General features: G+C 73.3%; 17 protein-coding genes. 9 read left to right on the forward strand and 8 right to left on the reverse strand.

Features of this window, described 5'->3' with window-relative positions:
- The first annotated feature begins 69 nt into the window (after positions 1–69).
- The gene (locus ABZ562_RS08580; protein ID WP_361475630.1) at positions 70–2,013 is read left to right on the forward strand and encodes a hypothetical protein; all 1,944 of its coding nucleotides are present in this window, start codon (positions 70–72) and stop codon (positions 2,011–2,013) included.
- 68 nt (positions 2,014–2,081) lie between these two features.
- Here the strand turns inward: ABZ562_RS08580 and ABZ562_RS08585 are convergent, their stop codons facing one another.
- A complete protein-coding gene (locus ABZ562_RS08585; RefSeq protein WP_361475632.1) occupies positions 2,082–3,401 on the reverse strand; it encodes an ABC transporter substrate-binding protein in 1,320 nt (439 codons plus the stop codon).
- Positions 3,402–3,573: 172 nt separating this feature from the next.
- On the opposite strand from ABZ562_RS08585, the gene ABZ562_RS08590 reads away from it, so the two are divergent.
- Positions 3,574–4,020: a hypothetical protein gene (locus ABZ562_RS08590; RefSeq protein WP_361475634.1), complete on the forward strand. Its 447-nt coding sequence runs from the start codon at positions 3,574–3,576 to the stop codon at positions 4,018–4,020.
- A gap of 51 nt (positions 4,021–4,071) precedes the next feature.
- Positions 4,072–4,941 (forward strand): formyltetrahydrofolate deformylase, encoded by an 870-nt coding sequence (gene purU / locus ABZ562_RS08595; protein WP_055546697.1) that lies wholly within the window; start codon positions 4,072–4,074, stop codon positions 4,939–4,941.
- A 27-nt stretch (positions 4,942–4,968) separates the two neighbouring features.
- Here purU and ABZ562_RS08600 read toward each other — a convergent pair whose 3' ends face one another.
- Both ABZ562_RS08600 and ABZ562_RS08605 read right to left on the reverse strand, forming a co-directional pair.
- Entirely contained in the window at positions 4,969–6,420 is a 1,452-nt protein-coding gene (locus tag ABZ562_RS08600; RefSeq protein WP_361475636.1) for an immediate early protein, read from the reverse strand.
- On the reverse strand, positions 6,417–7,016 hold the full coding sequence (locus tag ABZ562_RS08605; RefSeq protein ID WP_361475638.1) for a sigma-70 family RNA polymerase sigma factor: 600 nt from the start codon (positions 7,014–7,016) through the stop codon (positions 6,417–6,419). Before ABZ562_RS08605 ends, ABZ562_RS08600 begins: the two co-directional genes overlap by 4 nt.
- 308 nt (positions 7,017–7,324) lie before the next feature.
- Here ABZ562_RS08605 and ABZ562_RS08610 point away from each other — a divergent pair, with 308 nt between their 5' ends.
- Positions 7,325–7,702 carry an STAS domain-containing protein gene (locus ABZ562_RS08610; protein WP_361475640.1) on the forward strand — a complete coding sequence of 126 codons (378 nt, stop codon included), beginning with the start codon at positions 7,325–7,327 and terminating at the stop codon, positions 7,700–7,702.
- A gap of 59 nt (positions 7,703–7,761) precedes the next feature.
- Here the strand turns inward: ABZ562_RS08610 and ABZ562_RS08615 are convergent, their stop codons facing one another.
- The 3 genes from ABZ562_RS08615 to ABZ562_RS08625 all read right to left on the reverse strand — a co-directional run bounded on the left by ABZ562_RS08615 (position 7,762) and on the right by ABZ562_RS08625 (position 11,543).
- Positions 7,762–8,937 (reverse strand): histidine kinase, encoded by a 1,176-nt coding sequence (locus ABZ562_RS08615; RefSeq protein ID WP_361475642.1) that lies wholly within the window; start codon positions 8,935–8,937, stop codon positions 7,762–7,764.
- The gene (locus ABZ562_RS08620; protein WP_361475644.1) at positions 8,934–9,602 is read right to left on the reverse strand and encodes a response regulator transcription factor; all 669 of its coding nucleotides are present in this window, start codon (positions 9,600–9,602) and stop codon (positions 8,934–8,936) included. The genes ABZ562_RS08615 and ABZ562_RS08620 overlap by 4 nt, the downstream gene beginning before the upstream one ends.
- A 480-nt stretch (positions 9,603–10,082) precedes the next feature.
- Positions 10,083–11,543 (reverse strand): helix-turn-helix transcriptional regulator, encoded by a 1,461-nt coding sequence (locus ABZ562_RS08625; RefSeq protein ID WP_361475646.1) that lies wholly within the window; start codon positions 11,541–11,543, stop codon positions 10,083–10,085.
- 464 nt (positions 11,544–12,007) lie between these two features.
- Between ABZ562_RS08625 and ABZ562_RS08630 the strand changes: the two genes are divergently transcribed.
- The 5 genes from ABZ562_RS08630 to ABZ562_RS08650 all read left to right on the forward strand — a co-directional run bounded on the left by ABZ562_RS08630 (position 12,008) and on the right by ABZ562_RS08650 (position 20,764).
- Complete coding sequence (locus ABZ562_RS08630) at positions 12,008–13,342, forward strand: M64 family metallopeptidase (RefSeq protein WP_361475648.1); 1,335 nt, start codon at positions 12,008–12,010, stop codon at positions 13,340–13,342.
- A 275-nt stretch (positions 13,343–13,617) separates the two neighbouring features.
- Positions 13,618–15,276, forward strand: a complete 1,659-nt coding sequence (locus ABZ562_RS08635; RefSeq protein ID WP_361475650.1) for a protein kinase — start codon at positions 13,618–13,620, stop codon at positions 15,274–15,276.
- A gap of 87 nt (positions 15,277–15,363) precedes the next feature.
- Positions 15,364–17,181 carry a serine/threonine-protein kinase gene (locus ABZ562_RS08640; protein ID WP_361475652.1) on the forward strand — a complete coding sequence of 606 codons (1,818 nt, stop codon included), beginning with the start codon at positions 15,364–15,366 and terminating at the stop codon, positions 17,179–17,181.
- Between the two features lie 88 nt (positions 17,182–17,269).
- The gene (locus tag ABZ562_RS08645; RefSeq protein ID WP_361475654.1) at positions 17,270–18,910 is read left to right on the forward strand and encodes a succinic semialdehyde dehydrogenase; all 1,641 of its coding nucleotides are present in this window, start codon (positions 17,270–17,272) and stop codon (positions 18,908–18,910) included.
- A gap of 27 nt (positions 18,911–18,937) precedes the next feature.
- On the forward strand, positions 18,938–20,764 hold the full coding sequence (locus ABZ562_RS08650) for a GMC family oxidoreductase (RefSeq protein ID WP_361475658.1): 1,827 nt from the start codon (positions 18,938–18,940) through the stop codon (positions 20,762–20,764).
- 42 nt (positions 20,765–20,806) lie between these two features.
- On the opposite strand, the gene ABZ562_RS08655 is transcribed toward ABZ562_RS08650, so the two are convergent.
- Both ABZ562_RS08655 and ABZ562_RS08660 read right to left on the reverse strand, forming a co-directional pair.
- The gene (locus tag ABZ562_RS08655; RefSeq protein ID WP_361475660.1) at positions 20,807–21,844 is read right to left on the reverse strand and encodes a PT domain-containing protein; all 1,038 of its coding nucleotides are present in this window, start codon (positions 21,842–21,844) and stop codon (positions 20,807–20,809) included.
- Positions 21,845–22,491: 647 nt separating this feature from the next.
- Positions 22,492–22,806: a chorismate mutase gene (locus tag ABZ562_RS08660; protein WP_361475662.1), complete on the reverse strand. Its 315-nt coding sequence runs from the start codon at positions 22,804–22,806 to the stop codon at positions 22,492–22,494.
- Positions 22,807–22,886: the final 80 nt, after the last annotated feature.

Genomic DNA, 22,886 nt, shown 5'->3' on the forward strand with positions numbered 1-22,886 from the left:
GCGCCGACCCTCGTGGGTAACCGGTAGCGTGAGCCGACGATTCGGTAATCGCTTATTCAAGGAGACCCGGTGACGCAGAGCGGACAGGGGGACGAGCCGCAGCTGCCTGCGGTCCGTGAGGGCGTTGTGCTGCCCGCTCAGGGCGACCCCTGGCCCCCGGAGCCCTCGGACCACTCGGCCCACTCGGCCCACACGGACCGCACGGACTACACGGACCGCACGGGGCAGCAGCACGGCGCCCCGGCCGGTGGGCAGGCGTGGGGCCGGCCCTGGGGACCCCAGGACGCACCCCAGGGCGCCGGCCCGCTGCCACCCGAGGGCGCGCCGTACGGCCCCTCGGGGCAGGCGTACGGGTCGCCGCAGCCGGTGCCCGGGCAGCCGTACGGGCTGCCGTCGGGCACCGACCAGGCGTACGGGTCGTCGCAGGGTGCGGGGCAGTCGTTCGGGCCGCCGCCGGGGCCGGATCAGTCGTTCGGGCCGCCGCCGCAGGCCCCCGGGCAGTCGTTCGGCCCGCCGCCGGGAGCCGACCAGTCGTACGGGGCGCCGCAGGGCTGGGCGCCGCAACAGCCCCTGCCGCAGCAGCAGTCGCCCCAGCAGCAGCCGCCGCAGCACCACCAGCCCCCCGCGTACCAGCAGCCGCAGCCGCAGCCTTCCGCGTACCAGCAGCCGGAACAGCCGCAGCCGCAGCCTTCCGCGTACCAGCAGCCGGAACAGCCCCAGCCGCCCGCCTACGCACAGCCGCAGCCGGACAGACAGCCGCAGCCCGAGCCCTACGCCGGTGCCGCCGACGAGACGCAGGTGCTGCCGCCGCAGCCCGCGGGCGACGCCGAGGCGACCCAGTACCTGCCCCCCGTGCCCGGTGCCGGGCACGCCCCGCAGCCGCAGCCCCCGCAGCAGCCCTCCGCCAGCGCGCCGCTGCCGCCCGAGAACCGGCCCGCCAAGGCCGAGGCGCCCGGCGAGTCCACCACCCAGCTGCGCACCGTGCGTCCCGGCCGCGGCGCACACCGTGGCCGCCCGCAGCAGTCCGCGCCCGCCGCCCCGGCCGGGGCGGCCGAGGAGACCGCCGTACTCCCGGCCCCGGTCCCGGCCGCCGCGCCGCCGAAGCCCGCCCCGTCCCGGCGCGCCCGGCAGCAGCAGCAACAGCAGCAGCCGCCGAAGCCCACCGGCTCCCCCTTCGCGATCCGACCCGGCCGTCCGGGCGACCGGCCGCCGCCCTCCGAGTTCGACGGGCTGTTCCGGGCCGACGGCGCCGCCGCCCCGGGCGCCGGTGCCGGCTCTCCCGGCGAGACGCAGCAGCTGCCGCAGTTCAGCGCCCCCGCCCCGGCTCCCGGGGACGCGGGCGGAGGGCGCGGCGGCCGTGGTGGGCGTGCCGGGCGCCGTCGCCGGATGTCGCCCGCCGTGCTCGTCGGCATCGTGGTCGCGGGCTGCGGGATCGCCGGGCTCGCCGCCGGAGCGGCGCTCAGCGCGGGCGGTGACGACGAGAAGAAGGACGACAACACGACGCTGGGCAGCTCGGAGCCGAGCGCCGGTGAGAGCGAGCCGAGTAAGTCGGCCGACCCCGCGGAGCCGCAGGCGAAGTCGCTGGACGCGCTGCTCAAGGACAGCAACAACAGCCGCTCGGCGGTGATCAACGCCGTGAACAACATCAAGTCCTGCAAGGCCCTGCCCAAGGCCGCCTCGGACCTGCGCACGGCTGCCCGTCAGCGCAACGACCTGGTGACCCGGCTGGGCAAGCTGACCATCGACAAGCTGCCGAACCACACCGAGCTGACCGCGTCCCTGACCAAGGCGTGGAAGTCCTCCGCGCAGGCCGACAACCAGTACGCGGCGTGGGCCGATCAGGCGCGCGGCAAGAAGGGCTGTCAGAAGGGCCAGGCCCGCCGGACCGGGCGGGTCGGGGCGGCCGAGCGGGCCAGTGGCGAGGCGACCGCGGCCAAGCGGAGGGCGGCCGAGCTGTGGAACCCGCTCGCCGGGAAGTACGGCCTCACCAAGCACGAGGCCACCCAGCTGTGAGCGGCGGCACATGAGCCGGCGAAGCCGCCGGGTTCGGATGAACCCGGCGGCCCGGTGGTCGCGGCGGATCAGTCCCGGGGGCCGTACCGCTCCAGCGTCTTCGCCACGTTGACGAACCCCTTGCGCACCCCGACCAGCCGACCGTCGCGCACCACCTGGTAGGTGACGTCGGCGTTCACGATCCGCGGATAGTCCGGCACGTTCAGCGGGTCGTTGTATCCCCAGCGCAGCGGGGGCGTCAGGCCGCCGGTGTCGACCTTGTGGCCGTGGTCCAGCGCGTTGCGCACGGTGCGCGCGCTGATGTCGTCGGGTTTCAGGGACATCAGGACGGAGCGCAGCGCGGTGTAGGCGATCCAGGTGGTCTGGGTGCCCGCGTCGTCGGGGTCGATGCGGTTGTCGTCGAAGGCGTACTTGTTGATGACCTTCTTCATCGGTCCCCAGCGCGGATCGTCCGGGGGCGGGTACCAGCCCGTGGCGTACGTCCCCTCCAGCGGGCTCTTGCTGCCGCCCGTGCTGTCGACCAGGGACTGCCGGACGCTGCCCATGATGGAGGCGATCCGGACCTTCGGGTGCTCCTCCTGGACGCGCCGGAAGGAGTCGAAGAAGGTGCCCGTGCGGTTGCCGAGCGCGGCGGTGACGCAGGAGTTCCCCAGCTTGGCGCCCGCGGCGGCGGAGCCCAGGGAGCTGTCGGCGCCGACGTCCTCCAGGGCGGTGGTGGCCTGCGAGCTGTAGTCGCCCGCGCCCTCGGGGGCGCGTATGTCCTGGGCGGGCTCGCGGCCCGCCGCCTTGAGCCCGGCGTCGAGGAGTTCGGGGAGTTCGTCGCCCGCGATGGTGTCGGGGCGTACCAGCGAGACGCGTTCGCAGCGGGAGCCGAGCTGGCGGCCGTTGCCCGCGAGCAGGGTGGCCTGGCCGCCGTTGACGGGGTAGGAGTACGGGCTGTTGAACTCCTCCTGGGTCATCCCGTAGCCGCCGATGTAGGGGATCCCGGCGACCTCCAGCGGGGAGGTGAACGAGCGGCCGTGCTGGCTGTACGAACCGACGACCGCGACGGCCTTCGCCTTGCCCGCCTCCTGCGCGCAGCGCGCGGCCTGGACCGAGTCGTTGCGCTCGTTGCAGGTGATCACCTTGAGCTTGCGGCCGTGGATGCCGCCGCCGGCGTTGACCCAGCGCGCGTACGCCTGCGCCATGGCGGGCATTCCCGGCATATTGGTCGCCTTGGTGCCCTCGGGGGCCCATGTCATCACGGTGATGGGCTTGTTGTCGGCCCCCTTCGCCATGCCCGGCAGTGGGCCGCAGCTGGTCAGCGAGGAGGCGCCGGCTGCGGTGCACAGTGCGGCGACGGCGGCTGCTCGTAGGGTGCGGGGGGAGGGGCGTCGCCGTCCGGTCATGGTATGGGAGCCTGGTGCTCCGGGCGGAACGCCTCCGCTATGGCGGGGAACGCGCGGGTATCGGAGAGGTGAACACCCGGGGGGTTATGCGCCCCTCTGTGTGAAGAACGTACGATCGATCACTGTGCAAGGTTCGGAGAAGTCTTCCCGTCGCGGCCATCGCTCGACCACCATGGGCGGTATGCCTGTCAACGACATGCCGTGGTGGCGCTGGCGTACCAATGTGCGCTCGGGGCTGCACATGCTCTCTGACCCGGTCTTCCAGCAGGAGTGCTGGCTGGCCGGGCAACCCGGATACGGCGATGTCACCGACGCCGTCTACCGCCTGGTCGAGGACACCTGGCTGGACAACTGGTCCGCCGAGAAGTACGTCGGCACGATCTTCCGCGATTCCCAGGAGGCGGCGCTCGTCGACGTCGCCGTGCTGCGGGTGCTGAGGATCCTCCACCAGGTCGGCGCGGATGCCCCCGTCTCGGCGTACATCGAGCACCACGGCTGGCCGGAGGCGGTGCGGGCGGCCCGCGACGCCCATGTGCGGCTGGCCACGAACGACGGGGAGGACCCGGACGCGCCGCCGCGCACCCTCGAGGTGCTGGCGATCATGACGCAGGCGGGCTAGAGCGGGCTGACGGTCCCGAGGAGTGTCGCGGGTGTGCGACGCTATGGAGTCATGAGCGAGTCGCATTCCGTTCCCGACCAGTACATCCTCACGCTGTCCTGCCCGGACAAGCAGGGCATCGTGCACGCCGTGTCGAGTTACCTCTTCATGACCGGCTGCAACATCGAGGACAGCCAGCAGTTCGGGGACCGGGACACGGGGCTCTTCTTCATGCGGGTGCACTTCCGCGCCGTCTCCCCGGTGAAGGTGGAGGACCTGCGGGCGAGCTTCGCGGCGGTCGGGGACTCCTTCGGGATGGACTGGCAGATCCACCGGGCGGACCAGAAGATGCGCATCGTGCTGATGGTCAGCAAGTTCGGGCACTGCCTGAACGACCTGCTCTTCCGCTCCCGGATCGGCGCGCTCCCGGTGGAGATCGCGGCCGTGGTCTCCAACCACACCGACTTCCGGGAGCTGGTGGGCTCGTACGGGATTCCGTTCCGGCACATCCCGGTCACCAAGGAGACCAAGCAGCAGGCCGAGGCGGAGCTGCTGGAGCTGGTGCGGGCGGAGAACGTCGAGCTGGTGGTGCTGGCCCGCTACATGCAGGTGCTCTCCGACGACCTGTGCAAGGAGCTGTCCGGCCGGATCATCAACATCCACCACTCCTTCCTCCCGAGCTTCAAGGGCGCCAAGCCGTACCACCAGGCCCATGCGCGCGGGGTGAAGCTGATCGGTGCGACGGCGCACTATGTGACGGCCGACCTGGACGAGGGCCCGATCATCGAGCAGGAGGTCGAGCGCGTCGGTCACGAGGTCACCCCTGACCAGCTGGTCGCGGTCGGCCGCGACGTGGAGTGCCAGGCGCTGGCGCGCGCGGTGAAGTGGCACAGCGAGCGCCGCGTGCTGCTGAACGGCCACCGTACGGTCGTCTTCGGCTGATCTTCGGCCCACCTCTCGCGGCCGCGGTCACAGCCGCGACAGCGAGGCCGCCGCGAACAGCACGTCGCGGATCGCCTCCACGTCCCCCAGCTGCCCCACCGCCGCCTCCTGCGGCGGCACATGCCCGGCCGCCAGCTGGTAGAAGGCCTCCGGGTCCAGCGCGATGTGGGCCACCGTCTCCTCCGCCGTGCCCACGGCGGCCGGTGAGTCCAACGGGATGTACCAGTTGCCTCCGCCGGTGCCCTCGACCTCCAGATGGAGCGTACGGCCCGGGGCGCCCGCCTCCACCAGGCGGCGCGGCGGGGCGGCGAGCCCGGCGCGGCGCCGCTCGGCCAGCGCGTCGGGCAGCAGCCGGGCGCACAGGTCGATCATGGCCTTGAGGTGGGCGGACGAGGGGAGTTCATACGGGTAGTCGACGGCCTCGGCGATGTCCCCGGCGTGCACCCAGCACGCGAAGGCGCGGTCCAGGAACGCGTCGCGGACCGGCAGGGTGAAGTCACCGAACGGGACGGAGAGGTCCGAGGCCCCGCGCCCGGCGAACGACACCGTACGGACCAGCGAGTGCCCCTGCTCCCGCCACAACTCCCGCAGCAGGGCGGACGCACCGGTTCCGCCCGCGGCGTCGGGCTCCGCGTGCCAGTACGCGTCCGTACGGGCCGCGGGCGAGCCGGGGGCGTGCTCGCCGAGCGGATCGGGCAGCCCGAGGGACGCGGCGACGACGCCGTCCACCACCATCAGATGCCCGATCACCCCGGCGACGGTGGTGTCCCGCCCGGTGAGCCGCTGCCCGTCGAACCACTTGAGCCGCACCGGAGCGCGCCATTCGGCCTCGCCCATGTCCCGCAGCAGCGCGTCCAGCCGGGCGGCCTCCGCGTCGTACGCGGCGGCCCAGCCCGGCACCGGTATCCGCGCCGGGCGGCGGCCGAGGCACCCGGCCAGCACCCGGGAGCGGAGCAGCGGGTCGAGGTCGAGGCTGTGCTCGGCGTGCAGCAGCCCCACGGCCTGGCGCAGCCGCAGCGCTTCCTCGGCGCAGGAGGTGCAGTGGTTGAGGTGTTTCTCGACGGCGCCGGTCTCGTCCGGGGAGCACGCGGCGAGCGCCCAGGCGCCCAGCAGCGACCGCAGCACGTCGTGCGAGGGCGGCCGCGGCGGATCGGCGTGGGCGTCGGTCCGCCGGGGCGCCGGGGACGCCTCGGGCGGGCTTTCCGGACGTATCGCACTTTCCGGGCTGTTGAGTTCTTCCGGACTTTCCGGGCCTTCCGCTCCTGCCGGGCCTTCCGCTTCTTCCGGGCCCTCGGATTCGGGCACCAACGGCAGGGGGCCCGGCCAGCCGCTGGTGTCCTCGGGGGCGGACCGCGGGGTCGGGATGCGGGGCGGCCCGGCTGGTTCGGGCGGAATGCCCGGCAGGTCGCCGGGCCCGTCTCTGTCGTCGCCGAATCCGTCGCCGGCGTCGTACCGCTCCGGGCCGCCCGCGCCGCTCACAGCGCCCGCCCGTAACCGGGAGGCGCCATGGTGCGCGGCGGCGGGACGTAGGCGGTGGACAGCAGTTGGAGCCCGAGCCGCAGGCGGCGCCTGGCCTCGTCCTCGGTCACCCCCAGGGCGGCGGCGGCCTGGCGGTAGTCGCGGCGGTCGAAGTAGGCCAGCTCCAGGGCGGCGCGTAGCGGGGCGGGCATGGACGTGACGATGTAGTCGGCGCGGGCCGCGACGGAGGCGTCGCGGATGCGCTCCTCGACGGCGGCCTCCTCAACGGCGGCCTCATCGCCGCCCTCGCCGCCCCCGCCGTCGTCCTCGGCGGTCCGCGACCGGAGCCGGTGCACCGCCTGACGGTGGGCGAGGGTGGCGATCCAGGAGCGCAGGGAGCCCTGTTTGGGGTCGTACGCGTCCGGGTTCTCCCAGACGTAGGCGAAGACCTCGCGGGTGATGCGGTCGGCCGCGTCCTCGTCCTCCAGGACGCGATGGGCGAGATGGTGGACCAGGGAGGCGAAGCGGTCGTACAGCTCGCCGAGCGCGGCGGCCTCGCCGCGCGCCAGCCGCTGCTGCATCCTGCGGTCCCAGCGGGGCGGTGCGTCGTTCGCCATGCGGCCCCCATCCCTGTTCGTCGGCCGGGTCTCCTGGCACTATGCCCACCTTCATATCGAATGTAGTGCCGGGGGCTGACACAACGCGCCTCCATGCGGCAAAGTGCGGCACAACACGGCTGCGGATGGTATTGGGTCGGTCACGGTGCGCAGGAGCGGTGAGACGAAACGCTTCAGCGGGGCTTAGGGTCGTTCCTGCGGTATGGGACAGGGGGAGTTTCATGCGGGGCCGGGCGGGCAGCCGCCCTGGAACAGCAAATTCCGGTTAGCTGCGAGCGAAGGGCTTCGAGCGCGTGACGTTGAAGGTGATGGAGGACGGACGGGGGGAGTGGGTCGTCCTGCAGGTCTCCGGCGAGATGGACCTCGTGACCTCGCCCGCGGTCCGGCAGCACGTGCACGACGCGGTCGCCGAAGGGCGCCACTCTCTGGTCCTCGACCTGTCCGAGGTCCGCTTCTGCGACTCCAGCGGCGTCGGTGTCCTGATCGCCGCGCGCCGGCTGATGCGGTCGTGCTCGGGCCGGCTCCGGTTGATCCTCCCGCCCCAGGACGCCGCCCACGGCTCCCATGTGCACCGCGTCCTCGCGGCCCTGGGGGTCCGTCGGCTGTTCGACGTCTATCCCAATCTGATGGTGGCGACGGACCCCGACGACGACGAACAGGGCGCCGCCGACTCCCTCTCCGCCTAGCCCTCCTCTCCGCCTAGCCCTTCCTGACGTTCCGAGGGGCGGGGTGCGGACCCCGCGCCCTACGACCGTGGCGGCGCCTTCGGGAAGTCCGCCAGCACCACGAAGCCCCCCTCCTCCGTGGGCTCCGCCGTGAGCGTGCCGCCCAGCAGCGCCGCCCGCTCCCGCAGCCCCACCAGCCCATGGCCGCCGCCCGGCAGTCCCGGCGCCGCCGCGGAGGCGTCCGGCGGCCCGTTCCGGACCTCCACCCGCAGCCCGCGCCCCTCGGCGGCCGCCTCCGCGAGCCGTACCGTCACCCGCGCGCCCGGTGCGTGCTTGCGCACATTGGTCAACGCCTCCTGCACGATGCGGAACGCGGCCCGCTCCACCGCCTCCGGCCGTCCCGCGAGCCGTGCGTCGTCGGCCTCCTCGTACGCCACGTCCAGGGCGCTCAGCTCGATCAGCCGCGGCAGATCCGCCAGCCGGGGCTGCGGGGTGAGCTGTTCCAGGTCGCCGCCCGCCGCCCGCAGGATGCCGACCATGTGGCGCAGCTCGTCCAGCGTCCGTACGGACAGTTCGCGGATCGTCCGCGCCCCCTCCCGTGCCTGTGCGTCCTTCGCACTGATCTGTACCGCCCCGGCCTGCAGGCTGATCAGGCTGACCTGATGGGCGACGACGTCGTGCATCTCGCGGGCGAGCCGCGCGCGTTCGGTGCTCAGCACCTGCTCGGCGATCAGCTCGTCGGCGCGGCGGCGGCTGCGGGTCAGATCGTCCAGGCGGGCGGCGAGTTCGCCCCGGGTGCGCACCAGCAGGCCCAGCGCGATGGGCCCGACGGAGGTGATGCACGCGTCGATCAGGGTGAGCGTGTTCTCCCGGTACGCGGTCGGCTCGAAGTCGGACACCGGCCACGGGACGAAGTGCGCGGCGGCCAGCAGCAGCGCCGAGACGCCGAGCAGCCGCGGGCCGGGGCGGCGTTCGGCCACCGTATAGAGCGCGATCATCGGCGCGAACCAGATGTAGCCGATGAGGATGCCGGGCAGGGTGGCCAGGAAGACCGGCGCCGGGAAGCGGTGGCGCAGCAGCAGGGCGGCCGCCGCGACCAGGGAGACGTCCAGCTCCAGGCCCAGGGTGACGCCGTTGACGAGCAGCGCGTCGGCCACGGCGAACACGACGGGGACCAGCAGCGGCCCCCACCGCCGCACCCACCCCGGCAGCCTCCGCCGCCACGGCGGTGCGGACGCGGGCGGGATGACGGTCACCGGGGCCCACCCGCCCCCGGGCGGCTGGTGACCAGCCCGGCCCGGTCGGCGACGATGGCGGCCTGCACCCGGTTGAGCCCGCCCAGCTTGCCGAGCACCGCCCGGACATGGTCCTTGACGGTGCTGGGCGCGAGCCCCATCCGCTCGGCGATCTGCGAATTGGCCAGCCCCTCGCCCAGCAGCGCGAGCACTTCGCGTTCGCGCGGGGTGAGGGCGTCGACGGCGGTGGCGGCGGTCACCTCGGCCTCGGCGGCGAGATAGCCGCCGATGACCGCCCCGGTGACGCCCGGGTCGAGGACGCTGCCGCCCTGGGCGAGGGTGCGTACCGCGCGGACGAGTTGTTCCGGGTCGGTGTCCTTGAGGAGGAAACCGGCCGCCCCGGCGCGCAGCGCGGCGGTCAGGTACTCCTGGGCGTCGAAGGTGGTCAGCATGGCGACGGTGGGGGAGCGGGGCGCGGCGCGCAGCTGCCCGAGCACGGTGAGCCCGTCGGCGTCGGGCATCCGGATGTCGAGGAGCACCACGTCGGCCTCGCTGCCGAGCACGGTCTCGACCGCCGTTCCGCCGGAACAGTCGGCGACCACGTCGATGTCCGGGGCCGTGCCCAGGATCAGCCGCAGGCCGGATCGTACGAGCGCCTCGTCGTCGACCACCGCAACACGGATCACCGGCCGCTCCCTCCCTCAGCTGTCATGCGCATTGTCCGCACAGCCTGCCGCATCGGGCACCGATATGGAGTGGTCTCCTCCGCCCTGTTGGGGGGATCACCCCGCCGATCGGCGGGGGGCGAGGGGAGACCTGGGGCGGATGTCCGCCCCGCCGCGGCCGGGCAGAGTGGATCACATGCCGCACCACTCCGCGGGGTCCACCCGAACCCCCGCCCCAGCAGCGCGCCGTACGGCCTCTCGGCGCGCCGTGACCACCGTGGCCGAAAATGGTCGCGGTGCGGGGCCGGCAGCGGGGCGTTACGGCGCGGGGCAGGCCGCCGCGACCCCCACACGCGGCGGCCTGCTCACCCTTTGACCCGCCCGCCGTGCCGTGCCGACCGGCCCTTACCGGGGGGAGGACCGGCCCATCGGGGCCTGACCAACCCCGAGTGGCCCCGGCCCGGCGGGCGCACCAACCGCCCCGCGGTCCGGTGGCGGGGGTCAGCGCGCGCCCTGGAGGGGCGGTTCGGCCGGGGCCGGGCCCAGCGTGGTGGTGCCGGGGGCGGCGCGGTGCCCCAGCCCCGTCCGGTACGCGTCCATCGCGGCCTCCAACCGCCCCTCGCGCCGCAGCAGATCGCCCAGCAGCCGGCACAGGTCGGCCAGGTCACCGGCGGCGCCGGTGCGTTCCAGCAGCGACAGCGCCGCGCAGTAGTGCTCCTCCGCCTCCTCCGCGTCGCCGCGCTCGTCGGCTATCAGCCCGAGCAGCCGGTGGGCGCCGCCCGCGTGCACCGCGCCGCGCTCCGCGGTGAGTTCGACCGCCTCCTGCCCGTCCCCGGAGCCGGATTCGGAGTTGGAGCCGGAGTCGGAGCCGCCGGAGTTCCCGGATCTCGCGAGCAGGGGCCGGAGCAGCGCTTCCGCCGCGGCGGTACGGCCGCGCCGCCGCAGCACGTCGGCCAGCTCCACCTCCACCTGCACCATGAACAGCGCGGCCCGCTTGGACGCCAGCATGTCGCGGGCGATGCGCAGTTCGCTCTCCGCCCGTTCCAGGTCGCCGTCCTGCGCGTGGACGTAGCCGCGCATCCAGTGGCAGTGCGCCAGATCGGTGCGCAGCCGCAGCTGTTCGTACAGCTCCTGCGCCTTGGCCAGCGAGGCGTCGGCCTCCGCGGTGCGGCCCTCGGCTATCAGGGTGCGGGCCACCCCGCGGTGCATCTGGGCGACCAGTTCCGGGTTGTCGACGCTGGGCGCCAGCGCGAGGGAGAGTTCGGCGGCGCGGACCGCACGGGCGTGCGCCCCCATGTCCATGTACGGGGCGATCGCGGCGGTGTAGAGCAGCAGCAGGGCGTTCGGGTCGTGCAGCCCGGAGGCGTTCAGCTCGTCGATGGCGCTCTCCAGCAGATAGCAGGAGTAGCGCAGCTCGCCCGCGAGCAGATGGGCCACGGCGCGGCCGCGGATCGCCGGGACGCGGCGCGGCAGCGGCTCGTCGGCGAGCAGCTTCTCGGCGGCCTCGAAGTGGTCGCGCGCCGCGATCAGTTCGCCGGTCTCCATGGCGCAGTCGCCGAGCCCCAGCAGGGCCGCGGCCCGCTCGTCGGCGAAGCCGAGCCGGTCGGCCTCGGCGCCCAGCGCCGCGAAGCGGGCGGCCGCGTCCTCGGTGTCGCCGGTGGCCAGCGTCCGCCGGGCGTCGGTGAGCCCGGCGCGCAGCCGGGTCGCGTCCTGCGGTGAACGGCCGGTGACCAGCTCCTCGTACGTGACGCCGAGGCGTTGGGCGAGGTGGCGCAGGGCGACCTCGGAGGGGCGGACCTTCCCGGATTCCAGCGTGGAGACATACGCCGCGGTGTACGCCGGTTCGGCCAGCTGCCGCTGGGTGAACCCGCGTTCCGTGCGCAGCCGTAACACCCGGCGCCCGATCTCCGCCGTACCCTCCGCCCCCGCCGCCCGACCGTCTCCGGCGCGCTTTTCGGCCACCGTGCCCTCTTCTCCCCGGCGGTAGCTCGTGCGCCGGGCTCAGTCCATCTACAGGAGGATGCATAAGATGCGGCAGGTGAGGGGGCAGCACCGGACGGCCGGGCGCCACGGCGACCGTCCGCCAGTCGGGACCGCTCCTCACCGACCGCCGTTTCGACGTACGGCTCGACCATAAGGCTCCCGGCGGGATGCGGATCCGGCTTTGCGGACGACAGGTTGGCCGCCGCGGGTACGGAGCGTCACTTTCGGGCGGGGGCGCGAGCCCGGACATAGGGCCTGATGGTCGATTTGTTTAGCGATTTCCCTAGTTCCCGTTGCTCGGGCCTTCCTTTGGCCTTAGGTTGAGCGGCGAATTAATCATGTTTAACAGGCCGCTTACGGAGCAAACCTCGGGAGCCCCCGTGCGCAGAGGGAGATGGCGACGCCGCCACACGCCCTTACGCTCCGCTGTCGTCGCCGGAGGTGTGGCGCTGACGGCGGCGCTCGCCGCGACCGTGAGCGCACCCGCCGCCCCTTCGGCGTCAGCGGCGTCCGCCGCTTCCGCCTCCGCGGCCTCCGTCGCCCCTGTCGCCTTCGCCGAGCCGGCCCGGCGCACCCATGAGGTGGAGTACTTCACCGGCCCCGGCGCCCACCCCCGGCACGCCGAGGTCCCGGCCGCCACCCCCGCCCGGCTCACCCGGGGCGACCGCACGCTCTCCCCCGCCGAAACCGCCGCCGACGGCGACGTGGCGCCCGTCATCAAGAACGGCCCGCCGGCCGACAAGGTCGACGTCGTCTTCGTCGGCGACGGCTACACCGCCGCCCAGCAGGGCGACTTCCACGCCGACGTCCGCTCGAAGTGGGCGCAGATCTCCGCGGTCGAGCCGTACGCCGCCTACCGGAGCCTCTTCAACGTCTGGTCCGTGGACGCCGTCTCCAACCAGTCCGGCGTCTCCGGCGACCCGTCCAAGGGCGTCGTCAAGGACACCGCCCTCGACTCCTACTTCTGGTGCGACGACACCGAGCGGCTGCTGTGCGTCGACACCGGCAAGGTCGAGTCGTACGCCGCGAAGGCACCCCAGGCCGACCTGGTGATCGTGCTGTCCAACTCCGCCAAGTACGGCGGCGCGGGCTACACGATCAGCTCCGGCGCCGGCTACGACGGCATCGCCACCGCCTCCTCCGACCACCCCGACTCCGACCAGGTCGCCGTCCACGAGACCGGCCACTCCGTCGGCGGCCTCGCCGACGAGTACGTGTACGCCACGAACGGCGGCTACACCGGAGCCGAACCCGACGAGCCCAACGCCACCAAGCTGACCGCCGCCCAGCTCACCGAGCAGAAGCGGAAGTGGTACCGCTGGATCGGCCACACCTCACCGGACGGCGGCACGGTCGGCGCGTACGAGGGCAGCCGCTACTACCCCAAGGGCCTCAACCGCCCCACCCGGAACTCGATCATGCGCACGCTCGGCCACGAGTACAGCCTCCCCGGCCGCGAAGCGATGATCGCGGGCTTCTACCGCCACGCCAGCGTGCTCAGCAGCCGCACCGGCACCGGAACCCCCCTCGCCCGGGCGGCGAGCCTCAAGGTGAACGTGCCGAAGACCGCCTCGCTCACCTGGTACGTGGATGGCGCCGAAGTCGCCGCGGCCCGCGGCAAGAAGACCGTCACCCCCGCGTCGCTCGGCGTACCGTCCGACGGCAGGCCCCACACCGTCACCGCCAAGGCCGTGGACCACACCCGCGCGGTGAAAGACCCCGCGCTGCGCAAGCTGCTGACCGCCTCCCGCACCTGGAAGATCCCCGTCACCAGCTGACGCACCCCCAGCCGCCGCCCCGTGGACCCCCGCCGCGGGGCGGCTTGCACTTCTCTTGAGGCCCGCTTCCAAGGCTCGCTCGTCGATGCGGGGCGGCCGCGGTCCGCCCCTGTAACATCGGCACGCTCTACGATCCCCGACGCGGCCCGTCCGCTCAATCGCCCCCGAGGGCGAGCGCGCGCGCTCGCGTTCCCCCGGCGCGCGGCTCATCCCACAAGGCGCCGGGGCCGCCCACCGGAGGCAGGGCCTCCGCAGCCGTGAGGCAAGATGAGCCCATGACTGACAACGGGGGCAATACCGGCCTGCTGGCCGGGCGTTATCGGCTGGTCTCACGGCTCGGCCGCGGTGGCATGGGCACGGTCTGGCGGGCCGTCGACGAACTGCTGGGCCGCGATGTCGCGGTCAAGGAACTGCACGTGGACGAGGGCTCCGGCCCCGACGACTGGCAGCGCGGCGAGCGCGCGCTGCGGGAGGCCCGTACGGTCGCGCAGATCAAGCACCCCAATGTGATCGTCCTGCACGACGTGGTGGAGCAGGACGGCCATCCGTGGATCGTCATGGAACTGGTCGACGGGTCCTCGCTCGCCGACCGGCTGGGCGCGCGGGGCCCGCTCGGGCCGCGTGAGGCGGGCCGGGTGGCGGCGGCCCTGCTGGACGCGCTGCGGGTGGCGCACGCGCGCGGCGTGCTGCACCGGGACATCAAACCGGCGAACGTCCTGATCGAGGCGGGCACCGGCCGCGTCGTGCTGACGGACTTCGGGATCGCGCAGGTCGACGGGGCGACGACGCTGACCGAGACCGGGGCGTTCGTGGGCTCGCCCGAGTACACGGCGCCGGAGCGGATGTCGGGGCGCCGCACCGGGCCCGAGTCGGATCTGTGGTCGCTCGGCGTGCTGCTGTGCACGCTGGTGAGCGGCGCGTCGCCGTTCCACCGGGAGTCCGTGGCGGCGGTGCTGCACGCCGTCGTCTACGACGAGGTGCGCGTGCCGGAGGCCGCCGGGCCGCTGCGGCCGCTCATCGAGGGGCTGTTGCGGCGCGATACGCGGACGCGGCTGAGCGCGGACGAGGCGACGCGGATGCTGGGCACGTACCTGGGCTCGGGGGACACCTCGGGGTTCTCCGCGGAGCGGACCGCTGCGCGGTCCGGCACGCCGCTCGCCCCGGCCGCCCCCGCACCGCGGCCGCGCCGTGCCCCCGGGCGCCGCACGGTGCTGATGGCCGTCGCCGCGGTCGTCGCCCTCGCCGGGCTGGGCGCGGGCACGATGGCGCTGCTGGACGACGGCGGCCAGGGCGCGACGGCCGGGGACCGTGGCGCGGCCCGGGTCGCGGAGGAGGGCACCGGCGAGGACGCGAGCGCGGGCGGCGACGCGGAACCGGCCGCGCGGGCCTCGGACCGGACGGCCTCCCCGAAGGCGCCCCCGGAACCGAAAGCGTCCACCGACCCGGAGGCGTCCACATCCCCCGAGGCGTCCCCCGGCGGCGTGCCCGAGGGGTATGAGCTGGTCCACGACCCGGCCGGGTTCTCGCTCGCCGTACCGGACGGCTTCGCCCGCCAGGACAAGTCGCCCCGCGTCTACTACAACTCGCCCGGCCTGGAGTTCCGCATCGGCGTCCACCCCCAGGAGCCGGACCCGAGGGGCCCCCTCGCCGTGAGCCGGGCGGCGGACGCCAAGGGGCCGAGCAGCTACCAGGGGTACCGCAACGGGCAGGTCATCCGGACCACGCACAACGGCCACCCGGCGGCGCTGTGGGCGTTCGTCTGGGACGGTTCGGCCGATGACGGCGGCTCCCGGCAGACCTTCGACCTGAGCTGGAACGAGGGCGGCAAGATGTACGATCTGTGGCTTTCCGTCCCGGTGGAGAAGAAGGCCGAGGGGAAACGTTACTTCGATACGGCTGTCGCGACGTTCGCCCGATCCGGGGCGCCGGGCTGACCCGGTCGCAACGGGTTTGTCACGAGCCGTCCGCGCGGCCCGTCGGTGGGTGGCGGTGTTCACCGCCCACCAGGTAATGATTTGCGCATGACGAACGACGGGGGACGGGCGAACGAGCCCAGCAGCTACGATCTGCGGCCGCCGCAGCAGGTGGTGCCGCCCGCGCCGCCACGACGGCAGGCGGGACCCGGTACGTACGAGCCCACGCAGGCACCCGGGCAGCGCGCCGAACCCGCTCATGCCCCGGCTGCTCCTCGGCCACGTTCGGACGCACGCCCGGACCGGCAACCGGAACCGCAACCGGGACACGGCCCCGCCGCCGCGCCGTACGACCCGCGCGACCAGCGCGACCCACGCCCGGCCGCTCACGGCGCGCGGCAGAGCCCCGGCCCGGGACGGCTCCTCGGCGGCCGCTACCGGCTCCTCGCGCGGCTCGGCCACGGCGGCATGGGCACCGTCTGGAAGGCGCACGACCAGATCGTGGACCGCGAGGTGGCGGTCAAGGAGCCCCGCGTTCCGGCCCACCTTCCGGACCGCGAGCGGCGGACCGTCCACCAGCGGATGGAGCGCGAGGCGCGCGCCGCGGCCCGGATCGACCACCCCTCCGTCGTCACCGTCCACGACGTGGTGGTCGAGGACGGCCGCCCCTGGATCGTGATGGAGCTGGTGCGCGGCGACTCGCTGGCCGACCGGCTGGCGGAGGGCACGCTCGATCCGCGCGAGGCGGCCCGGATCGGGCTCGCCGTGCTGGGCGCCCTGTCGGCCGCGCACGAGGCGGGCGTGCTGCACCGTGACGTCAAGCCGGACAACGTGCTGCTCGGCCGGGGCGGCCGGGTGGTCCTCACCGATTTCGGCATCGCGCAGGTCGAGGGCGAACAGGGGCTGACCGAGACCGGCGGCTTCGTCGGCTCGCCCGAATTCATCGCGCCCGAGCGGGTGCTCGGGCAGCGGCCGGGCCCGGCGTCGGACCTGTGGTCGCTGGGCGTCGTGCTGTACGCGGCGGTCGAGGGCATGTCCCCGTTCCGCCGCTCGCACACCCCCGCGACCCTGCAGGCCGTGCTGTCGGCCGAACCGCAGCGGCCAGCCCGGGGCCCCGACGCCCTCGGCTCCATCACCATGCGACTGCTGCTCAAGGACCCGGCCATGCGCCCGTCGGCGGCCGAGACGCGCGAGGCGCTGGAGTCGGTCGTACGGCCGGCGCCGCAGCCGCTTCCCGCGGCGCTCACCGCGGGCGCGTACGGCGGTGAGGCGGCCCGGAGCGGCGGCAGCCGTTTCGTCCCGCCCGTCCTCCACGAGAACCGCACGGCGCAGGTCGGCCTGGGCGCCGCCCTTGTGGTGATCGCCTCCGTGCTGGTGCTGGTCCTCGGCAAGCCGTTCGCGACCGAGGACCCCCTGCCGTCCGGCTGGACCGTGCGCGAGGAGCGCGATGTGGTGGCCGCCTCGCTGGCGGTGCCGAGCGCGTACAAGCGGGTGCAGGACGACAGCGACGAGCGCGCGCCGAACGTCACCTTCGACGACCCCAGCGGCGTCTACACCATCACCCTGACCAAGCTGGTCTCCGGCCCGGAACAGAAGATCACGAACGCGGCGGGCGTGACCGGGCAGATCGCCGCGTACTACAAGAGCGGCGCCCTGTCGACGATGGACGAGGCGCGCAGCGAGAAGGCCAAGGACACCCGGCAGCAGGGCAAGGCGGCGAAGGACCTGAACACCACCTTCTACGAGCCCGGCACCACCAGCGACGAGAACCGCGTCCTCTACCTGAACCGCGATCACGTCTACGTCAGCGACGATCACATCGCCTGGCAGTTGACCGTGACCATGCCCGCTAGGGGCGACGCCCGGCGGACCGGGGACGCGCTGTACGAGGACGTCGTGAGGAACCTGACGATAGAGGGCATCTGAACGTCGCCCCCATGGGCCGCTGTTCCACGGCCACAAATTGTTACCGTCGGGTACCCAAACCGCCCGGCCGAGGCCTACCCTCGCCCCCATGACCGACTCGCAGGACAGCGCACAGGACCAGGCCACATCCGCGACACAGGCCCCGGCCGACGGAAACCCGGTCGCCGCCAAGGGCACCAGGACCGCCGCCGACGTCGTCACCCCCGAACTGGTCGCCCGGCTCACCCGGGGCGTCGTGGGCAGCGGCAGCACCGTCAACCACACCCCGTTCACGGGGGAGGTCCTGGCCTCCGGGCTGCCCGAGTCCACCCCCGAGGACGTCGCCACCGCCTTCGACCAGGCCCGCACGGCCCAGCGGTCCTGGGCCGCGACCCCCGTGCGCACCCGCGCCGCCGTCTTCCTGCGCTTCCACGACCTGCTGCTGCGCCGCCAGTCGGAGGTCCTGGACCTGATCCAGCTGGAGACCGGCAAGACCCGGCTGCACGCCCACGAGGAGATCCAGGGCGTCGTCCTCGCCGCCCGCCACTACGGCCGCAAGGCGCAGGCCTATCTGCGTCCCAAGTCCCACCTGGGCGTCGTCCCCACGCTCACCAAGGTCACCGAACTGCGCCAGCCACGCGGCGTCGTCGGCCAGATCGTGCCGTGGAACTACCCGCTGGAGCTGTCGGTCGGGGACGCGATACCCGCCTTCGTCGCGGGCAACGCGGTCGTCATGAAGCCGGACACCGAGACCGTGCTGACCGCCCTGTGGGCGCGTGAGCTGATGGTGGAGGCCGGCCTGCCCGCCGGGGTGTGGCAGATCGTCGTCGGGGACGGCCCGGTCGTGGGCCCGGCCGTCGTCGAGCACGCCGACTACGTCTCGTTCACCGGCTCCACCCGCACCGGCCGCGGCGTGGCCCAGGCCGCCGCCGCCCGCCTGGTGGGCTGCTCGCTCGAACTCGGCGGCAAGAACGCCATGCTGGTGCTGCGCGACGCCGACCTCGACCGGGCGGCCGAGGGCGCGGTCCGCGCGTGCTTCGCCTCCGCGGGGCAGCTGTGCATCTCCATCGAGCGGCTGTACGTCCACGAGTCGGTCGCGGACGGCTTCGTGGAGCGGTTCGCGGCCCGTACGAAGGCCATGCGGCTCGGCTCGGCCCTCGCCTACGGCGCCGAGATGGGCTCGCTGGTCTCCGAACGGCAACTGGAGACCGTCACCCGCCATGTGGAGGAGGCCGTCTCCAAGGGCGCCACGGTCGTCGCCGGCGGCCGCCCCCGCCCGGACATCGGCCCGTACTTCTACGAACCGACGATCCTGGACGGCGTGGAGGCGCCGATGGCGGTGTGCACCGAGGAGACCTTCGGCCCGGTGGTGTCCATCTACCGCTTCACCGACGAGGACGAGGCGGTCGAACGCGCCAACGCCACCCCGTACGGCCTGAACGCCAGCGTCTGGTCCCGGGACGGCCGGCGCGGCCGCGCGGTCGCCGCCCGGCTGCGCGCGGGCACCGTCAACGTCAACGAGGCGTACGCCGCCGCGTACGGCAGCGTCGCGTCCCCGATGGGCGGCATGGGCGACTCCGGCCTCGGCCGCCGCCACGGCTCCGAGGGCATCCTCAAGTACACCGAGGCGCAGACGGTCGCCCAGCAGCGCATGATGCCGCTCGGCCCGTCCTTCGGCCTCACGGACGAGAAGTACGCGGAGTTCATGAGCCGCAGCCTGCGCGCGATGAAGGCCCTGCGGCTGCGCTGACCGGTACGCATCGACGGGGAGGTACCCGTGTCGGAGGACGAGCGCGCCGAAGAGGCCGCTGACGACACGTACGACTACGACTACGACTACGACGTCATCGTCGTCGGGTCGGGCTTCGGCGGAGCCGTCTCGGCCCTCCGGCTGACCGAGAAGGGCTACCGGGTCGGCGTCCTGGAGGCGGGCCGCCGCTTCACGCCCGAGACGCTGCCCAGGAACTCCTGGGACCTCCGCAACTACCTCTGGGCCCCGGCCCTCGGCCTCTTCGGCATCCAGCGCATCCATCTCCTGGGCAAGGTGATGGTGCTGGCGGGCGCCGGGGTCGGGGGCGGTTCGCTCAACTACGCCAACACGCTGTACGTACCGCCCGAGCCGTTCTTCCGGGACCCGCAGTGGGGCGGCATCACCGACTGGCAGCAGGAGCTGGAGCCGTACTACGACCAGGCGCGGCGCATGCTCGGCGCCCGCCTCAACCGGACCATGACCCCCTCCGACGTCCACCTCAAGGCGGCCGCCGAGAAGATGGGCGTGGGCGAGACCTTCCACATGGCGCCCGTCGGCGTCTTCTTCGGCGACGGCGAGGACTCCGACGGCACGGCGAAGGCAAAGCCGGGGGAGGAGGTGCCCGACCCGTACTTCGGCGGCGCGGGCCCGGCCCGCCGGGCGTGCACCCAGTGCGGGGAGTGCATGACCGGCTGCCGCCGCGGCGCCAAGAACACCCTCAACGAGAACTACCTCCACCTCGCCGAGCGGGCCGGTGCCGTCATCCACCCCATGACGACCGTGGTCGCCGTGCGCGACGCCCCGGACGGCGGCTACCACGTCACCACCGTGCCCACCGCGAAGCGCCGCAGGGGCAGGCCGAAGAGGCTGCGCGCCCGGTACGTCGTCCTCGCCGCCGGTACGTACGGCACCCAGACCCTGCTGCACACCATGCGCGACCGGGGCCTGCTGCCACGGCTGTCGGACCGGCTCGGGATGCTCACCCGCACCAACTCCGAGGCCCTGGTCGGCGCCCAGACCACCGACCGCCGCTACCGCGCCCGGCGCGGGGAGCGGCCCGACTTCAGCCGGGGCGTCGCGATCACCTCGTCCATCCACCCGGACGAGAACACCCACATCGAGCCCGTCCGCTACGGCAAGGGATCCAACGCGATGGGCATGATGTCCATCCTGCAGATCCCGCAGGGCCGTGGCCCGGGCTGGCTGCGCTTCCTGGCGGCCAATCTGCGCCATCCGACGCTCGCCGCGCGCTCCCTGTCCAACCGGCGCTGGTCGGAGCGCACCATCATCGGCCTGGTCATGCAGACCCACGACAACTCGCTGACCACCTACCGCAAGCCGAAGGGCCCGGGCAAGGGCCTGCTCACCGCCCGCCAGGGCCACGGCACGCCCAACCCGGACCACATCCCCGAGGGCGCGGCGGCGGCCCGCCACCTCGCCGAGTCGATCAACGGCTTCCCGGGCAGCAACGTCGGCGAGCTGATGGGCACCCCGCTGACCGCCCACTTCCTGGGCGGCTGCCCGATCGGCGCGTCGGCGCGGGAGGGCGTGATCGACCCGTACCACCGGCTGTACGGACATCCCGGGATCGCCGTGGTGGACGGCGCCGCCGTCTCGGCCAACCTGGGCGTGAACCCCTCGCTGACGATCACGGCCCAGGCGGAGCGGGCGATGTCCCTGTGGCCCAACAAGGGCGACCCGGACCCCCGCCCACCCCAGGGCGAGCCGTACGCCCGCCTCTCCCCGGTGGCCCCGAACACCCCCGCGGTCCCGAAGACGGCCTACGCCGCCCTCAAGGTTGTGCCCACCCACCGGCCCGCACCCGGCGACGAACCCCCGGGGGAAGCACCGTAGGGCCACCCCGCTCGGGGGTGGCCCTACGGTCAACGGCTACGGTCAGGCGGAAACGCGACGCCGCCGCACGACGAACACGGCCCCGCCGCCCACGGCCATCGCGACGCCACCGATGAGCCCGATCATCGGCAGCGCGGAGGAGGACCCGGTCTCGGCGAGCTTTCCGGACACCGGCAGCTTGCTCAGGTTCTTGGCGCCACCCTGCGGCACGGGCAGGTTGCCCTTGTCGCCCGGCTTCGGCTTGGCGTCGTCGATCGGCCCCGGCTTGCTGCCCGCGACCAGGACGTCGAAGTCGTACTCCATGAGCTCGGAGGAGCCGCAGACGTCGTCCTCGTTGTGGTACGCGCCGATCGCGAAGCCGAAGCCGTAGCTGCCGGGGGTCTTGGCGTCGACCTTCAGGCGCAGCTTGGCGTCGGCGTACTCGCCCGGCTTCAGCTCACCGATCGAGCCGAAGTAGCCCGCCTCGTCGCTGATGGTCTTCCAGGCGTGGGAGTCCTCGTCGTACGACTGCACGGTGAGGAGCTTCGAGACGTCGTCGAGCTTGTCCTTGCTGATGGCGTACATCATCACGTACGCGTCCACCGACTTCATCGCCTTGTCGGAGGTGTTGGTGGTGCGGAAGGTGAACGGCACCCACCCGGAACCGGCCACGACCTTGCTGGGCAGCCCGCGCAGCTCGGTGGTGACGGCGGCCTCCTCGGACTCCTCCTCGCAAGTGGGGTCGGTGGGCTCGTCCGTGGGCAGATCGGTGGGGCCGACCGTCGGCTCGTCCGTGGGCTCGTCCGTGGGCTCATCGGTCGGCTCGTCGGTGGGCTCGTCCGTGGGCTCATCGGTGGGCTCGTCCGTCGGCCCGGCCGTCGGCTCGTCGGTCGGATCGTCGGTGGGGCCGGCCGTCGGCTCGTCCGTGGGCTCGTCGGTCGGCTCGTCCGACGGCGGCTCCGACGGCCCGTCGCTCGGCTCGACGACCGTCGGGCTGGCCGACGGCTCGCTGTCGGCGAAGGCGGCGGGCGCGGCGAGCAGCGCGGCGGGGGCCAGGGCGGCCGTGGCTACGGCGGCGACCAGTGTGCGGCGAATCTCCATGAAGACCTCTTCTGGAAGGCCGTCGCGGTGGGGGCGCGGAATGGCCGTGCGTTCGGTTTGCACGTACATGACCAACCTGCTGGCCGAAAGGTTGCCTTCACAGTTGCTCACAGAATGGTCACAGAACCCGCAGGCGCATCAGAGGGCACGAGAGACACGAGAGGCGCGAGAGGCGCGAGGGGACCACAGGCGTGACCCGGGCAGGCGAAGGGCCCCGGGGCGTCCGAACGGGTCGGGCGTCCCGGGGCCCTAGGCGGTCAGCACCGGCGTCAGGGCAGCGCCGGTGCTGAAGGGGCGGCGCCGGGGGGTGCGCCGCGGGCTCCGGGTGGGAATCGGCGAGGGAAAGGAGGAGGGTGCGCCAGGGGGCGTACGCCCGCGCGGCCGGACTCGTGATCAGGCCGTGGTCGGACCAATGACGGGTGCTGGCCCGGGGTGTTTTCCCTCACTGCATCGTGCTGGATGCCACGCTCCGGGCGCAACCGTTTCGACTGGATACGGTCGGTCCCGGGCGTCCCCGGGACCGACCGCCCTATGGATGGTGACCGGGCTGCTGTCCCCTGCCGACCGGTCACCTCGCCGACGCGGCACCGGGCTCAACGAGCCCGTTCGCGGGCCGGTCACGCGCCGTACGGGTGACGGAGGGGCCGTCACGCCCGGCCGCGGCACAGCTCCAGCAGCGTCATGGCGAGGGCCGTGCCCGGCTTGCCGAGCGTCTGGCGGTAGCGGTCGAGGATCTCCATCTCACGGGAGAGGTTCACCCGCCGCCCGCCCGACGCGATCCGCGCCTCCTGAATGGAGGCCGAAACCCCCATCCGTTCCCGGACGAGGTCGAGGATCCGCCCGTCGAGGGCGTCGATGCGCTCGCGCGCGGAACCGATCACGGCGGCGGTGTCGGCCACATCAGGGGCGGTCACGTCAGGGGCGGTCACGTCAGGGGCGGTCACGTCAGGGGTGGTGCTCATATCCGTATCTCCTGGTCTCTGTCTGTCGATGACTCGGTCGCCGAGCGGGACCGGAACCGGGGGAGACCCGAAGACATACG

It is taken from the genome of Streptomyces sp. NPDC019937 (assembly GCF_040631655.1).
GTDB lineage: Bacteria > Actinomycetota > Actinomycetes > Streptomycetales > Streptomycetaceae > Streptomyces.

Coding starts and splice junctions, on each gene's coding strand:
- ABZ562_RS08585 (WP_361475632.1), bottom strand. CDS start 3,401: ATGACCGGACGGCGACGCCCCTCCCCCCGCACCCTACGAGCAGCCGCC.
- ABZ562_RS08590 (WP_361475634.1), top strand. CDS start 3,574: ATGGGCGGTATGCCTGTCAACGACATGCCGTGGTGGCGCTGGCGTACC.
- purU (WP_055546697.1), top strand. CDS start 4,072: ATGAGCGAGTCGCATTCCGTTCCCGACCAGTACATCCTCACGCTGTCC.
- ABZ562_RS08605 (WP_361475638.1), bottom strand. CDS start 7,016: ATGGCGAACGACGCACCGCCCCGCTGGGACCGCAGGATGCAGCAGCGG.
- ABZ562_RS08610 (WP_361475640.1), top strand. CDS start 7,325: ATGGAGGACGGACGGGGGGAGTGGGTCGTCCTGCAGGTCTCCGGCGAG.
- ABZ562_RS08635 (WP_361475650.1), top strand. CDS start 13,618: ATGACTGACAACGGGGGCAATACCGGCCTGCTGGCCGGGCGTTATCGG.
- ABZ562_RS08640 (WP_361475652.1), top strand. CDS start 15,364: ATGACGAACGACGGGGGACGGGCGAACGAGCCCAGCAGCTACGATCTG.
- ABZ562_RS08645 (WP_361475654.1), top strand. CDS start 17,270: ATGACCGACTCGCAGGACAGCGCACAGGACCAGGCCACATCCGCGACA.
- ABZ562_RS08655 (WP_361475660.1), bottom strand. CDS start 21,844: ATGGAGATTCGCCGCACACTGGTCGCCGCCGTAGCCACGGCCGCCCTG.
- ABZ562_RS08660 (WP_361475662.1), bottom strand. CDS start 22,806: ATGAGCACCACCCCTGACGTGACCGCCCCTGACGTGACCGCCCCTGAC.